Source organism: Paenibacillus sp. W4I10 (assembly GCF_030816325.1).
Taxonomy (GTDB): domain Bacteria; phylum Bacillota; class Bacilli; order Paenibacillales; family Paenibacillaceae; genus Paenibacillus; species Paenibacillus amylolyticus_B.
In genome coordinates, this window is the sequence record NZ_JAUSXX010000001.1 from 2,769,689 (window position 1) to 2,783,676 (window position 13,988).

The window sequence follows — 13,988 nt, forward strand, 5'->3', positions numbered from 1 at the left end:
AACTGTCATGAAACTGTTTCTGTAAGCTTATGCATAGTTAATAACTTCTGCTAATTATATATTTCCACGCACTACGTAGGTTGTAGCTTCGTCATACCCTCGCGTATTTAGTGCCTGGTAATTGGCTAATCTGCTTTTTTATGATTAAAGATAACAGAACTGAATGCAAATGTCCAAAATCCCAACCAAGCAGCTCAACCAGTTGATCCAATGATTGTTCTCCCTGTTCCAACAGATAAATCACACGTTGTTCATCTGGAGAGAGCTTAACCTCAGCGAATATCCCTCGCCCGGAAGGCTCGGTTGTTTCGGTCGAACGTCCTCTATTGTAAGGAAGTTGTTCTGCATTTGGCAAGCCCAATCGATACTCTTCCAATACATCTGCTGCACAAGTGACCAATTTGGCCCCTTGACGGATAAGATTATGTGCTCCCCGACTTTTCGGCGATGTAATAGGTCCAGGGACTGCAAATACATCCCTGCCTGCTTCAAGCGCAGCATCTGCTGTAATGAGTGAACCACTGCGAGTGTCAGCCTCAACAACCAATGTTCCCAATGTCAGACCGGCAATGATTCGATTCCGTTCCGGAAATAATCCCTGGCGCGCTCGCGTACCTGGTGGATATTCCGACAAAAGCAGACCCGTCTCCGCGATTCGCTCGGCGAGGCTTGTATTTTCGGGTGGGTATATATTATCAATCCCTGTTCCGAATACTGCAATCGTTTTTCCTTTAGCACGTAGTACTGCCTCATGACACACGCTATCAATACCGCGGGCAAGCCCGCTTACAATCGTCAGTCCTGCATTGCATAATTGCTCTGCCAGCTTTTCTCCAACTTTGCGCCCATACACGGTCGGCATACGAGTTCCCACCATGGCAATAGACGAATTGTGTAGCAAACTAACATCCCCTCGAGCATACATTACCCAGGGAGGCTGAACGGTTTCCTTCATTAATATGGGATAATTCTGATCCAGATAAGTAATAACCTCTATCCCCTGATTGTAAACGTGTTCTCTTTTACTCTCAATCCAGTCGATAGTAAATTGGCTAGTCAAACGTGCAGCTTGATCTTTGCGCAAGCCTGCTGCTACCCAGTCGCTTTCCCCATAATTCAATAGATCGGGTAATTCATGTTGTCCCAGAATCAGTTTCGAGATTGTTTTTTTGCCAATGCCCTCCATCTCATGTAACCCAAACAAGATCCATCGTTCTTCCATACCATAAACCTCCCAGAGCGGGAAGAGATCTTCCCTCATATTGTGTGTTAAGTGACCACGGAATGCAAGCGTTTACGCGGATGAGGGACAATTCCTCCCTCTTTTCCCGTAAAAAAACGCAAAAAAGCAACCCTTCGCCCTGTTCAAGGACAAAAGGTTGCTTACCTTTTCCGTAACCATGATAGTCGGTCTACCAGAAATAGATCATTTCCGAGCCGTTTCTTCTATTATAACGAAAAAGAATTAATGTGTCGTGCACAAATTCAAAATACCGCGTTCCTCAAGTACACTCACCAAAGTCGAACCCATCTCAGCAGGAGTTGGTGCTACTTTGATTCCACATGATTCCAGCTTCGCAATCTTCTCTTTGGCTGTACCTTTACCGCCAGAGATAATAGCGCCAGCATGGCCCATCCGTTTGCCTGGAGGCGCTGTTACGCCACCGATAAAACCAACAACCGGTTTGGTCATATTTTCACGTACCCAATCTGCAGCATCCTCTTCAGCTGTACCACCAATCTCACCAATCATGATGACCGCATGAGTCTGTGGATCTTCATTGAACCGTTTGAGGATATCAATGAACTCGGAGCCTTTTACAGGGTCTCCCCCGATTCCTACAGCAGAAGATTGTCCAATGCCACGAGTCGTCAGTTGATGAACGGCTTCATAGGTAAGTGTTCCACTACGGGAAACAACGCCCACATGCCCTGCCATATGGATATAACCAGGCATGATACCGATTTTACATTCGCCTGGTGTAATGACACCTGGACAGTTTGGTCCGATCAGGACGGTATTTTTACCTTCCATGAAGCGGTCAACCTTGATCATGTCAAGAACCGGAATACCTTCTGTAATACAGATTACGAGGTCCAGCTCAGCATCAACAGCTTCCATAATGGAATCTGCTGCAAATGCAGGAGGAACGTAAATGACGCTCGCTGTTGCGCCTGTAGCTTCCTTCGCTTCCTGCACAGTGTTGAACACCGGCAAACTAGCTACTGTACCGTCTTCCAACGTGATATCCACATTAGTTCCGCCTTTACCCGGTGTAACTCCGCCTACCATCTGGGTTCCGTAGTCCAATGCGCCCTTCGTGTGGAACATTCCCGTTGAACCCGTAATGCCTTGCGTAATGACTTTTGTATTTTTATCGATCAAAATACTCACGTTGCTTCACATCCTTACGGTTATTTTTCAATTCCCGGACAGCTCCGGTACTAAGGAATGAACTTATTTTACGAGGGCAACAATTTTCTGTGCACCATCGGCCATGGAATCAGCAGGAACGATATTCAGGCCAGATTCACCCAGAATACGTTTGCCAAGCTCCACGTTAGTTCCTTCAAGACGAACAACCAGCGGTTTGGTCAGGCCAAGCTGCTTCGCGGCTTCAACAACACCATTGGCGATAACATCACAGCGCATGATGCCACCGAAAATGTTAACAAAGATCCCAGCTACTTTGGCATCGGACAAGATGATCTTAAATGCTTCAGTCACCTTCTCCGTTGTTGCACCGCCCCCAACGTCAAGGAAGTTGGCCGGGTCTCCACCGTAGTATTTGATAATGTCCATCGTCGCCATCGCAAGTCCCGCACCATTGACCATACAGCCGATGTTGCCATCAAGTGCTATGTAGCTGAGGTCGTATTTGGAAGCTTCGATTTCTTTTTCATCCTCTTCATCCAGGTCACGCAGTTCCAAAATGTCTTTGTGACGGAACAGGGCGTTGGAGTCAAAGTTCAATTTTGCATCTAGCGCGATAACGTTTCCATCTCCGGTAACAACGAGAGGATTGATCTCGGCAATAGAGCAATCTTTTTCGACAAATGCAGTGTACAGCGCGAGCATGAACTTAACAGCTTTGTTCACCAGTTCATTCGGAATCTTAATGCTGTAAGCCAGTTTACGGGCCTGGAACACTTGCAATCCAATGGCAGGGTCAATGATTTCTTTGAAAATTTTCTCAGGTGTAGCTTCAGCTACTTCTTCAATCTCAGTACCGCCTTCTTCGGAAGCCATCATAACTACACGGCCTGTGGCACGGTCCACAACAACACCCACATAATACTCTTTGCGGATATCGCATCCTTCTTCAATCAGAAGACGTTTCACTTCTTTGCCTTCTGGTCCAGTCTGGTGTGTTACCAATACTTTGCCCAGAATTTCGGAAGCATAGGCACGAACTTCATCCGTACTCTTCGCCACTTTTACGCCGCCGGCTTTACCCCGGCCACCTGCGTGAATTTGCGCTTTAACAACAGTCACCGGACTGCCCAGTGCCTCTGCGGCCGCAACCGCTTCATCGACTGTATAAGCAACCTTTCCGTTTGGAACGGTAACTCCATACTGTTTCAGTACTTCTTTTCCTTGATATTCATGGATATTCATTCTCGAATCCTCCTATCAACATGACTGCAACAAGGCGGGTTGGTAGACTAACAAAAGACAAATGTTGACTATTTTCACTTAAACCCAATTCATTGTAACACGTTTTTAAAACGCTTTCCTTAAAAAATTAATGGTTAATAGACAGTATTTTGATATGAGTATGATCCCATATTGTGAATGCTTGGGTATATATGGAAAAACCTCAGCTAAAAGCTAAGGTTTCCTTGATGTAAAACTACATTTTATTTTTTGGCTGCGTTCGTGTTGGTTTCGTGAACTTTTTCCAGCAACCCTTTGAACTGACCCAGCAAAGCTTCAAACTCTGTACTGTTCAAACACGCATCTCCCTGAATGGATTCAGGTATGGACAATGCCTTGTTTCGCAGCTCACGGCCGGAGTCGGTTAATGTAATTAATACTTTTCGTTCATCCTGAGCAGAGCGTTCGCGATTAATAAGTCCTGCTGACTGCAACCGTTTGAGAAGTGGTGTCAACGTTCCCGAATCGAGATAGAGTGCCTCCCCGATCTCCTTAACCGTACATTCTTCACGTTCCCACAATACCATCAGAACCAGATACTGTGAATACGTTACGCCGAGCACCTCTAGATAGGGCTGGTACATCTTCGTAATCTCACGTGAACAAGCATATATGGCAAAGCATAATTGGTTATCCAGCTTCAAACTGTCAGTCTGCATATATCTTTCTCACCTGCCTATTGTGCATTCTATTCCTTATAAAAAAGGAACTATAAATCTATCTTATCACAAATTAGAAAAAAAACAGAATAATTGAGCACAAATGATTTTACTATTCAATTTAATTATGTTAAATTAGATTGTGTAAAATAAAAACATGAATAGATGACCAGCAGTACATCCCCATGATTCAATAAAAATAATACATAAGGTCAATGGAATAAATTCGCTTTAATGATTTCCTTCCATAACTAAAATTCAGGGATCAGGAAAGATGACTACAGCAATGATAATGACAGGTTGACTCCATGATTCCTTTTATATAAAATGCTTAGTAGAAGCTGAGGAAGCACCTTAATTCGTAGACTGGCCCGTATCATGCGGAGTCAAGAATCGAGTGAGGTGTTTCTTTGTCATGTACGGAAAATTACACAGTGCGTGTTTGTACGGAATCGATGGCGTTCTGATCGAAGTGGAAACCGATTTATCCAATGGTCTGCCACAGACATCCATCATCGGTTTACCGGATTCAGCCATTCGGGAGGCCGTTGAACGTGTTCGTGCAGCGATTAAAAACTGCGGATATCAGTATCCGTTACAGCGGATCACAATCAATCTGGCCCCCGCTGATCTGCGCAAGGAAGGATCCTCCTTTGACCTAGCTATTGCTATTGGTTTACTCATGACAAGCGGCCAGCTTGTGCTCCCCCCCCAGGAACGGACACTAGTGGTTGGCGAACTCGCGCTGGACGGTTCGATCAGGTCCGTGCCCGGCATTTTATCCATGGTGGATCTGGCCAAACGACAAGGCTTTACTTCCGTGCTTTTGCCTTTGGATAACGTGGAGGAAGCGTCACTGATTCGAGGTATCCAGGTGTTTGGCATTCGTCATTTACAAGATATTGCTCCAGAAAACCCAGATCAACCCGCTAGTTCAGTGGAAATACCAAATAATTCGAATGCAGGACCAGTCGTGTTGAAAAATTATGTACACCTCGCTGCTCCTATAACTGATAAGACTCATAAGATGGCGGATAGGAAGCCGAGACAAACACCATTATTTGCAGACGACTATAGCGATGTTCTGGGGCAGCACCATGTAAAACGCGCGCTTATGATTGCTGCAGCCGGCATGCATAATATACTGCTCGTTGGACCGCCAGGCACGGGCAAAACAATGTTAATCAAACGGTTGCCTACCATCCTTCCACCTTTGTCAGAAGATGAAGCGTTAGAAGTAACCAAAGTATTAAGTGCCGCAGGCAAATTGAAAGAAGCGCCTCAAGGCCTGATTGCAGATAGACCTTTTCGCTCGCCTCACCATACAATATCCACTTCTGGTCTGATTGGAGGCGGTGGTATCCCAAAACCGGGTGAAGTGAGCCTTGCCCACCGGGGCATATTGTTTCTGGATGAATTACCTGAATTCCAACGCCAAGTGCTGGAGGTATTAAGGCAGCCGTTAGAGGATCGCACAGTGACAATTAGTCGGGCACGCGCTGCATTCACCTTTCCGGCCCAGTTCATGCTAGCATGTTCCATGAATCCCTGTCCCTGCGGTTATTTGTCCGCTCATTCGGAGGAGCAACGCTGCATATGCAGTCCATCCCGTGTTGCCGCGTACCGAGCTAAGATTTCAGGACCACTGCTGGACCGTATTGATCTTCAGGTTGAGGTTCCTCCACCAGGCGAGTGGCGCAAGTCTGCTGCTTCCCCTTCCTCTGAAGAAATGCAGACAAAAGTGATCCACGCTCATCAAATTCAGGCTACACGTTATGCCAATAGTTCGGTTCGTTGGAATAGCCAGCTATCCGGCACGCTTTTGCGACGAACGATCCATCTCCCCCAAGAGGCAGAGCAACTGTTAGAGCAAACACTGCAAACGTTAAACCTGAGCATGCGTGCACATGATCGGATTATCAAGATGGCACAGACCATTGCCGATCTGGACCATGAAGGTGAAATTGTGACAGCTCATGTGGCTGAAGCCATCCAGTATCGTCAACTGGATCTTAATTTATTTTAAAGCTATTTTAGAAGCATATGGAGGAAAGAACAGACCGATTTACCCAAAGGCAGTGAAATGGGCATGAAACTGCAGACAGCAGAGGAAGATCGAGAAGGATTCTTATAGAGATTCTACAATACGGATACGCCCACATGACAAAAAACGTACAAGCCCTTCTCTTCTGTGAAGAAAGGTACTTGTACGTGGATCTCCCTGAAACATAAGGGGATCGTATATAGCTAAGGTCTACAATAATTTAATAATTTATTATTCAAAAAGAGTGAGTTTGTCCTTAGCTGGTGTGCGTTCTTTGGCAGAAGGAATAACATCAGGGTATCCCATATAAATCATGCCTACAATCTTCTCTCCCGCCTCTATTCCAAGCGGTTTGCGGAATTTGGGAGCGTACAAGAATGGCTTGGTCACCCAGAACGTTCCAATGTCTTCACTCCAGGCTGCAAGCATAAAGTTCTGAACCAATGCACTGACCGCAGCGAAGTCTTCGTCCCAGATATTCTGTCTTGGGTCTTCTTCCAGCACGACAAGCATAACGGATGGAACTTGCATAATATTGGCTGAGAATTTATTGTCTTCTCCCATTTCTGCATCAATAGCCTCAGCCAGTTTCTTCCGTCCATTTCCGGTAAACAACAAAAATCTCCAAGGTTCACGCAGTTTATGGTTAGGAGCCCAGACTGCGGTGTCCAGCAATTCTATAATCTGCTGTGTAGGAACAGCTTCTTTTTTGAATTTTTTCACCGTACGACGGTTTTGAATCGCATTTCTGACTTCATTTATTGTTTTCGTAGCTTTACTCATCGGCCGTACCTCCTGTTTATAAAATCATTTGCAGCCGCAATAGTGATTCGCGGTCTTGTACATTCAATATAATTTCTTTATGACATAAAAAAATACCAGTTTACCTTCTTGATTATACACCCATCTGATCACGAGATTCAAAGGGGCGGCTGAGGTCATTACCGTTAAGGTCATTACGAACAGAAAAGACGACTCTGAATCTTGATTCACCACGAGAGATCATCAAGTCAGAACCGTCTTTTATTCTCATGTTATTCATTCACATATCATATCAACGATTAATCAATCGTCGTAACTCTCCCCTTCAAACGTGCCATTCCCTTCAAATGTGCCATTAACAAAATCCATTTTGTTGTACTTCTCCTGGTTACCTGCAACATCTGTACTATAGTACTCTACCACCTTGACATCAGGGGCATAAAACTTGACGGGTCCTTCATAGTTCTTCCATTCTCCCCCATTGATTCGATATTGCGTTGTTTTTACGCCCGAACCTTTGACTTCGTCTGTTGCCTGAAGTCTGAATGTAAATCCTTTGATGTATATTTTCCCGTTCACAGTATCTGTAATAGGAACTAATCTGTACTTGGTTACTGGAGGTGTAATATCTGCATCTTTCTTAAGTACGATATTAAACGTATTATGATCTCCTTGTACGAGGATAACGTTCTGAGTAGATTTTAAGTATCCTGTTGCTTCCCCCGTTATTGTTCTGGTGCCTGTTGGCACGCGCTTTATAAAATAGTTACCTTGAGCATCTGTTGTTGCCGAACCTCCAGCATTAACTTTAGCCCCACTTACTGGATTGCCCGACTCATCTACAACTTTTCCCCGCACGTGTGCCGCCTCTGCCAAAACAACATCCACTCTCAAGGTTCCTCCCTCACGGACACTCAAGCGACCCTGTTCATATAGCATATAATCATCGGCATCTACCCATATTGCAGTGTTTGGATTATATGCGTAATCAATTCCTGTAACCACATATCGACCTTGCTGATCAGATTTCACTATACGATCAAAGACACTTGATACTTTTATACGAGCATCTGGAACAGGTTTGCCCGCCTGATCTTTGACTGTTCCCACAATCGTGGAAGGTTCATAAATACGAAAATCTAGCTGTATTTGTTCTCCACCGGACAATCCGTAGGAGCTATAGTGTCTGTACCTCACATAACCCTCTGCTTCAACTACAAAAGTAATTTCCGTATTGTCTTCAACGGACTCTATAATATGATACCGTCCATTCCCATCCGTCTTCACGCTTTTTTCTGACGTATCCCCACGATAATTAAGCCAATACTTGACAGTAGCGTCCTTGACAGGTAGTCCCTGACGATCAATAACTTTACCTGATACACTTGCCTGTGTAGATGGATCGGCTGCATAAGAAACTCCGGAATACATGATTCCAAACAAAATGAAACATAAAGATAGTCTACTTAGTCGTATTATCCATTTGATACTTATCTGCATCTTCTCACTACACCTCACCATTTATTTTATTGATCAAACATTCCTCTTTAGCCTCTTAAATTAACTGACCATAAGTTCAAGCTTCCAGAATTCTCCGTCCCAAACATATTGCCAAATCCCCTGTCCACCGTTCATGGTCTCGCTGATATCCATCACTTCCATCCGAGGGCACTCCCATACTTTTTTTACTGTGTTGTTCGAAGTATTCTGAAGCTCTTTCATACATCCCACCAACCTCTCTTTAAATTTTTCAACTTTCTTAGTTTATTACAAATGATACATTTTGTATCTATAAATTTCTGAAATACAATGATTTTATTATCAATGCTCTCTCCTCTGTTTAGTGATTTCATAGTTAAATCAAAAAAATCCGCAGTTCCTGTATGAATAGGAACTACGGCTTTAGTATATTAACTAATTTTAAAACTAAAACGAATGCAAAGATAAGACATAATTAAACTTGTACTTCGAAATCACTGACCGACTCACATTAAAAAAAGATACGTTTCGTATCATCTAATACAGCAATAACTTCTAGTGTAATTCTTAAAAAGCATTAACAATATGATTCACAGAGACAGTTTTTCCTGCTTGATCAAGCATTACGGCAATTACATCAAAACGGATCTGAAGTTCCGTCTCTCCTTTCATTTGCAAATACACGGATGCGGTTGAACGCACCTGTTGCATTTTACGCATATCAACCGATTCCTGAGGTGTACCGTACTGAGCGGCTCCACTTCTGCTTCTTACTTCTACAAAGACAATCAGACCCTCGCAGGAAGCAATGATGTCAATCTCACCGCTACGGCAACGCCAGTTCTGTCTAATGATCCGATAATCGTTCTCTCGCAACCATTGACAGGCAGCCTCTTCACCTAATCGACCCTTCTGCTGTCGTGTGAGCTTTAGATCCGGCCCCTGGCCCAATCTACGTTCTACCATGACTCATTTTCCTCACGTCCTGAGGCCAGTCGATCTGCACGGTAGACATACGTTAGCACCTCTGCGACTAGTTGATACAGTTCTGCCGGAATCTGTTCATCCAGATCCAATTTGGAGAGCACCTCCACAAGTGCTGCATCCTCCTGAACAGCCACGCCGTTTTCTCTGGCTTTATCCAGAATGGCTTCTGCCACTTTGCCGCGCCCCTTGGCTACAACAACAGGTGCTTCACTCTCTCCAGGGACATATTTTAGGGCAACCGCCTTTTTGGAAAGCAGGTCCGGTTGTGACGACTCGTCTTTCATACCTTCAAGTCCACCCCTTTGTATCGTTCAGGACTATAGTCCGAGGCCCGCGTTTTTCGTTCCGCGCCCGGTTCCTGCCCCACAGGCCACGGTTCCGCCTTGAAGGTCAGCAGTTGATAGCCCAGCTTGTCCAATGCCTGATGGATGACCTCTCGTCCGCTCTCCAGGAGCGGTCCCATTCCTTCGCGATCATTTAATACACGCAGACTGACAATGTTATTAACCACATGGACATCTACCAGAGTAGGCCCAAGACTTTTCATGTCCAGATCAAACCATAGACGGCAGTTGGACGCATCCAGCTCTCCACGAGGTCCACGACGTGATTGAATCTGAACAGACGCCGTTTCTTCCCCGTCCGGTCCAGTGATCGGAATAAACCAGTGCATCTGTGCAAAGGTAGCACTGCGATCTGTTGTCAGCAATAACTGCTGACCTGTCAGATATTGCACGGCCTGTCCGGCGGCATCCTTAAGCGCCGCTGGTGCACCTTCGCTGCTGGCAAGCTGCAGCAGCAAGCCCTTCAGCGTGTCCGCATTCGCCGGACTCGCCGCATCCCCCACGCGCGGCTGCGCTGCCGCGCCGTGAACGGCCTGCTGCTCGTGCTCCGCACCGAGCAGCTTCAGCACGCGCCCCACCCACGGGTCCCCCTCGTGGGTGACAGGCGCGTGCACTGCCGCAGCTCCCGCAGGTGCTGCGGCACTACCGCCAGCCGGCGGCGCATCAGCGCCGGCTGGCAACGGCTGCGGCACGCCTCCGGCAGCCGCAGCCGCCTGGCCGCCCTGCGATGCAGGGGCGGCCTGTGCTGCCGCACCAGGCTGTGCCGGTGCGGCAGTGGACGCGCTGCGCAGGGCGTCCAGCAGCGCCAGCAGCTTGGGCGCCAGCTGCGCTGCCGTAGGCGCTGCTGGCGCCGCCTGGCCTGCTGCGGACGGAGTCCCCGCAGCAGCAGGCGTTTCAGCGCGGCCGTCAGTCCGCCCGGCCGCGCCTGCTTCAGGCTGGCCCGCACTTACACGGCCAGCCAGAGATTCAGCTGCCGCCCCCGGTGAACCCGGGCGGCTCCCAGCTTGCCCCGCGTCAGCCCCTCGCGGGCTCTCTCCAGGTATTCCGGTTCCAGACGGAATACCTGCGCCCCCTTTGCCAGCCGTTTCAACGTTGCTGGCAACTGCCTTCGTCGCAGATTCAGCATTTGCTGCGCCTCCGCCGGTCTGCAGGTTTCCTTTCACCGCAGTACCTGCATCTTCTGCTCCGCCATCCGTCATGGATATAGATCCTGCCAATCCCGCTTGTCCTTGTTGCGTTGACAAAGCAGGTGTTCCGGTTCCAGTCACCTGACGACCATTGCCTGATGCAGCTAATCCTTCTTCCATCTGTGCTCCATTCAGCACGACAGGTACACCAGCCACAACAGCTGGTTTCATCGCAGCAGATTGTTCTCCGGTTAATACCGGTTTGCCTGTTGTTTGAGTCAGCATCGTTTCCAACTGGTCAGCCAACCCGCTTAACAACTGGTGCAGAGGGGGACCAAACACCGTCTGGTGTAATCCTTTTACTGTTTCCGCCGTAACCGGAAGGCCACGCTGAAAAGCAATCCCTGTCGCCTGCACCCATTCTTCCACAGGGACCTGTGCAGGTTTGGCAGTCATCATATTCTGGACCATAGCCACATTATCCTTCGTTAGCGGCACTCCGCTACGCTGCATGGCAAGTAACAGTTCCCGGTTCCCTTTTGTATCCGGCAGTCCTACATCCTTAAGCAGGTTGTTCAGCGAAGCTTGTGGCAGCTCAGCAAGTGTTCCGGACATAGGTTTCATTACCGTTATGCCATTTTCACCTGGAGGCTGCACTTGAAGCAACGTGGTCTCACCCGGACGGAGTGGAGTCTCCAACTTGGCGCGCACCTGCACACCTTGAATCTGCAGAACTGCTTCTCCCCCATCATCGGATACACTAACGACGGAGCCACGAACCACCTGACCTTCCTTTAATTCAAGCGGTTTGGCATTGCCGGGCTTACTATCTCCCATTAACCCCTTTATCATGGAACCGATATTCAAATCTCTCCCCCTCCTTTCTTCAAACCTGTGTTAAAACAAAGATTGCTGCTCTCCAAGCAGGTTGCCCAGAAAACTGCGCCGATGCATCGGGGTTGCCCCCAATGCCATAATTTGCTCCCGATGAACTTTTGTTGCATATCCTTTATGTATCGACAAACCATATTCCGGATATAACGTATTCCATTCTTCCTTACACAGCCGATCTCGCGTTACCTTGGCAATAATAGATGCCGCTGCGATCGATTGACTATTGGCATCACCTTTAATAATGGACAGTTGAGGTACATTCACATCCACCTTCTCGGCATCCACCAGCATATAATCAGGAGTTTCTCCCAATGCTTCAACAGCTCGTTTCATCGCAAGTCTCGCAGCCTGCTTGATGTTAAGCCGATCAATTGTCTCTGCATCCGCGTACCCGATACCTACCGCCAGCGCTTTTTCCATAATGATGTCATACAGTACATCTCGTTTTTTCTCCGTTAATTTCTTGGAGTCATTCACACCTTCCAGGATGAGATCCTTCGGTAAAATAACCGCCGCTGCAACAACATCCCCAAACAAACAGCCCCGTCCTACCTCATCAATGCCAGCAATACGTTCAAATCCACTGTCCCAATACTCCCGCTCGTAGAGCAACAGGTCTCGAGGTTCACTGGCTTCTTTTTTCTTCTTTTGTCCAATCGGGGTATCCAGTAGATTCAACCCGATCTCTTCATTATTTTCAAACATAATACTCATCTCCTCTACCCACGCTTTTTCAGCATGCGTATCACTTACAACTTTTTATAATATAGACGTAGATCCTCTGTCTTTTGTTCTGTACAACCTGTCTCTCTCAGCAAAACTTTTCCTTGAGATTTACAATATAAAGATAGTGATGTCTTCATTTATCGGTATTTGATGGTTTAAATTGAATATATCAGACCTCGTCTAGTTTAAATTGCACCACCATTTATCATAGCACGATTCTGACCCACCTGATATATAGGCCAGCCAATTCCATAAAGCGTACTGTTCTTCAATCCTCTTCCATTTTATCGTTTTCAACGTATGTTCCAGCTCTACTTCCGCGTTTGTATACACAAAAAAACGACCGCTCCCGGTAATCCGGTAACGGCCGCTTCTTTCGGCACTTGTATATATGAAATGAACAAATGAAGATAATGATCTTCATCGTGTAGAGTCCATTTTTTTAATAGGGAGCTTCCATAGAAAAACGTCCCATTTTACCCGCTCGCAGTTCACGCAGAAATGCTCGTGATGCCTTTTCCAGATCAATGCGTCCACCGCTTACAACACATCCACGGATACGTCCGACTTGTTCCATAATCGCAATAACACTGTCTGAATCATCTGCATCCTTGGAGAACTCCTGAAGTCCGTATCTCTCTTCCAAAGCGTCCCAGTAATAACGCATCAGGTAACTGATTCCAAAAAAAGCGATATCCTCTGCATTCAGAATTTCCTCTTTGATTGCACCTGTTACGGCAAGACGATAACCTACATTTTGATCTTCGAACTTAGGCCACAGAATACCTGGAGTATCCAATAACTCCATTTCTTTGCCTACCTTGATCCACTGTTGCCCCTTCGTCACACCAGGACGATCTCCTGTTAACGCAATACTCCGTCCAGCCAGTCGGTTAATCAGTGTTGATTTACCTACATTGGGAATCCCTACGATCAACCCACGAACCGCACGAGGATTAATCCCTTTGGCAATTTGACGGTCAATTTTTTCTTTAAGAAGAAGCTTGGCCTGCACGGGAATATCTTTAACATTGGTTCCCGTCGAAGCATCTACAGGAAAAGCAGTAATTCCTTCTTTTTTGAAATATTCAATCCATTCTTGCGTCACTTTAGCATCTGCCAAATCCGATTTGTTCAACAAAATCATCCGGGGTTTATCCAGCAATATTTCGTCAATCATCGGATTACGGCTGGAGACAGGCAGACGGGCATCCAATAGTTCGATGACCACGTCGATGAGCTTTAACTTATCCTGAATCTGGCGTCTGGCTCGAGTCATATGACCTGGAAACCATTGTATCGTCACCT

Annotated in this window: 13 protein-coding genes; 1 reads left to right on the top strand and 12 read right to left on the bottom strand. The window is 46.6% G+C overall.

What is annotated here, in order from left to right; translation table 11 throughout:
• Positions 1-91: 91 nt before the first annotated feature.
• From dprA to QF049_RS12300, 4 genes are all read right to left on the bottom strand, one after another.
• The gene (dprA, locus tag QF049_RS12285) at positions 92-1,222 is read right to left on the bottom strand and encodes a DNA-processing protein DprA (RefSeq protein ID WP_307537713.1); all 1,131 of its coding nucleotides are present in this window, start codon (positions 1,220-1,222) and stop codon (positions 92-94) included.
• Between the two features lie 243 nt (positions 1,223-1,465).
• On the bottom strand, positions 1,466-2,395 hold the full coding sequence (gene sucD / locus QF049_RS12290) for a succinate--CoA ligase subunit alpha (RefSeq protein ID WP_036609382.1): 930 nt from the start codon (positions 2,393-2,395) through the stop codon (positions 1,466-1,468).
• A 63-nt stretch (positions 2,396-2,458) separates the two neighbouring features.
• Positions 2,459-3,619 carry an ADP-forming succinate--CoA ligase subunit beta gene (gene sucC, locus QF049_RS12295; RefSeq protein WP_036609384.1) on the bottom strand — a complete coding sequence of 387 codons (1,161 nt, stop codon included), beginning with the start codon at positions 3,617-3,619 and terminating at the stop codon, positions 2,459-2,461.
• 242 nt (positions 3,620-3,861) lie between these two features.
• The gene (locus QF049_RS12300) at positions 3,862-4,317 is read right to left on the bottom strand and encodes a MarR family winged helix-turn-helix transcriptional regulator (protein ID WP_017689201.1); all 456 of its coding nucleotides are present in this window, start codon (positions 4,315-4,317) and stop codon (positions 3,862-3,864) included.
• Between the two features lie 415 nt (positions 4,318-4,732).
• Here QF049_RS12300 and QF049_RS12305 point away from each other — a divergent pair, with 415 nt between their 5' ends.
• The gene (locus tag QF049_RS12305; RefSeq protein WP_307537715.1) at positions 4,733-6,343 is read left to right on the top strand and encodes a YifB family Mg chelatase-like AAA ATPase; all 1,611 of its coding nucleotides are present in this window, start codon (positions 4,733-4,735) and stop codon (positions 6,341-6,343) included.
• A 249-nt stretch (positions 6,344-6,592) separates the two neighbouring features.
• Here QF049_RS12305 and QF049_RS12310 read toward each other — a convergent pair whose 3' ends face one another.
• The 8 genes from QF049_RS12310 to ylqF all read right to left on the bottom strand — a co-directional run bounded on the left by QF049_RS12310 (position 6,593) and on the right by ylqF (position 13,986).
• Complete coding sequence (locus QF049_RS12310) at positions 6,593-7,144, bottom strand: nitroreductase family protein (RefSeq protein WP_105598201.1); 552 nt, start codon at positions 7,142-7,144, stop codon at positions 6,593-6,595.
• 282 nt (positions 7,145-7,426) lie between these two features.
• Positions 7,427-8,554, bottom strand: a complete 1,128-nt coding sequence (locus QF049_RS12315; RefSeq protein ID WP_307537718.1) for a carboxypeptidase-like regulatory domain-containing protein — start codon at positions 8,552-8,554, stop codon at positions 7,427-7,429.
• Positions 8,555-8,683: 129 nt separating this feature from the next.
• Positions 8,684-8,845 carry a paeninodin family lasso peptide gene (locus QF049_RS12320; RefSeq protein WP_307537720.1) on the bottom strand — a complete coding sequence of 54 codons (162 nt, stop codon included), beginning with the start codon at positions 8,843-8,845 and terminating at the stop codon, positions 8,684-8,686.
• A 324-nt stretch (positions 8,846-9,169) separates the two neighbouring features.
• The gene (locus tag QF049_RS12325; RefSeq protein ID WP_307537722.1) at positions 9,170-9,568 is read right to left on the bottom strand and encodes a YraN family protein; all 399 of its coding nucleotides are present in this window, start codon (positions 9,566-9,568) and stop codon (positions 9,170-9,172) included.
• Positions 9,562-9,873 (bottom strand): EscU/YscU/HrcU family type III secretion system export apparatus switch protein, encoded by a 312-nt coding sequence (locus QF049_RS12330; RefSeq protein ID WP_124114058.1) that lies wholly within the window; start codon positions 9,871-9,873, stop codon positions 9,562-9,564. Before QF049_RS12330 ends, QF049_RS12325 begins: the two co-directional genes overlap by 7 nt.
• A complete protein-coding gene (locus tag QF049_RS12335; RefSeq protein ID WP_307537725.1) occupies positions 9,870-11,897 on the bottom strand; it encodes a TrbL/VirB6 family protein in 2,028 nt (675 codons plus the stop codon). Before QF049_RS12335 ends, QF049_RS12330 begins: the two co-directional genes overlap by 4 nt.
• A 60-nt stretch (positions 11,898-11,957) precedes the next feature.
• Positions 11,958-12,659, bottom strand: coding sequence for a ribonuclease HII (locus QF049_RS12340; RefSeq protein WP_307537727.1), 702 nt, complete (start codon positions 12,657-12,659; stop codon positions 11,958-11,960).
• Between the two features lie 463 nt (positions 12,660-13,122).
• Positions 13,123-13,986, bottom strand: a complete 864-nt coding sequence (ylqF, locus tag QF049_RS12345; protein ID WP_036670353.1) for a ribosome biogenesis GTPase YlqF — start codon at positions 13,984-13,986, stop codon at positions 13,123-13,125.
• Positions 13,987-13,988: the final 2 nt, after the last annotated feature.

What these genes read in the sequence shown, in the direction of transcription:
- dprA (WP_307537713.1), bottom strand. Translation starts at nt 1,222, where the DNA reads ATGGAAGAACGATGGATCTTGTTTGGGTTACATGAGATGGAGGGCATT.
- QF049_RS12305 (WP_307537715.1), top strand. Translation starts at nt 4,733, where the DNA reads ATGTACGGAAAATTACACAGTGCGTGTTTGTACGGAATCGATGGCGTT.
- sucC (WP_036609384.1), bottom strand. Translation starts at nt 3,619, where the DNA reads ATGAATATCCATGAATATCAAGGAAAAGAAGTACTGAAACAGTATGGA.
- QF049_RS12325 (WP_307537722.1), bottom strand. Translation starts at nt 9,568, where the DNA reads ATGGTAGAACGTAGATTGGGCCAGGGGCCGGATCTAAAGCTCACACGA.
- QF049_RS12310 (WP_105598201.1), bottom strand. Translation starts at nt 7,144, where the DNA reads ATGAGTAAAGCTACGAAAACAATAAATGAAGTCAGAAATGCGATTCAA.
- QF049_RS12340 (WP_307537727.1), bottom strand. Translation starts at nt 12,659, where the DNA reads ATGTTTGAAAATAATGAAGAGATCGGGTTGAATCTACTGGATACCCCG.
- QF049_RS12300 (WP_017689201.1), bottom strand. Translation starts at nt 4,317, where the DNA reads ATGCAGACTGACAGTTTGAAGCTGGATAACCAATTATGCTTTGCCATA.
- QF049_RS12330 (WP_124114058.1), bottom strand. Translation starts at nt 9,873, where the DNA reads ATGAAAGACGAGTCGTCACAACCGGACCTGCTTTCCAAAAAGGCGGTT.
- QF049_RS12320 (WP_307537720.1), bottom strand. Translation starts at nt 8,845, where the DNA reads ATGAAAGAGCTTCAGAATACTTCGAACAACACAGTAAAAAAAGTATGG.
- QF049_RS12315 (WP_307537718.1), bottom strand. Translation starts at nt 8,554, where the DNA reads ATGTATTCCGGAGTTTCTTATGCAGCCGATCCATCTACACAGGCAAGT.
- QF049_RS12335 (WP_307537725.1), bottom strand. Translation starts at nt 11,897, where the DNA reads ATGGGAGATAGTAAGCCCGGCAATGCCAAACCGCTTGAATTAAAGGAA.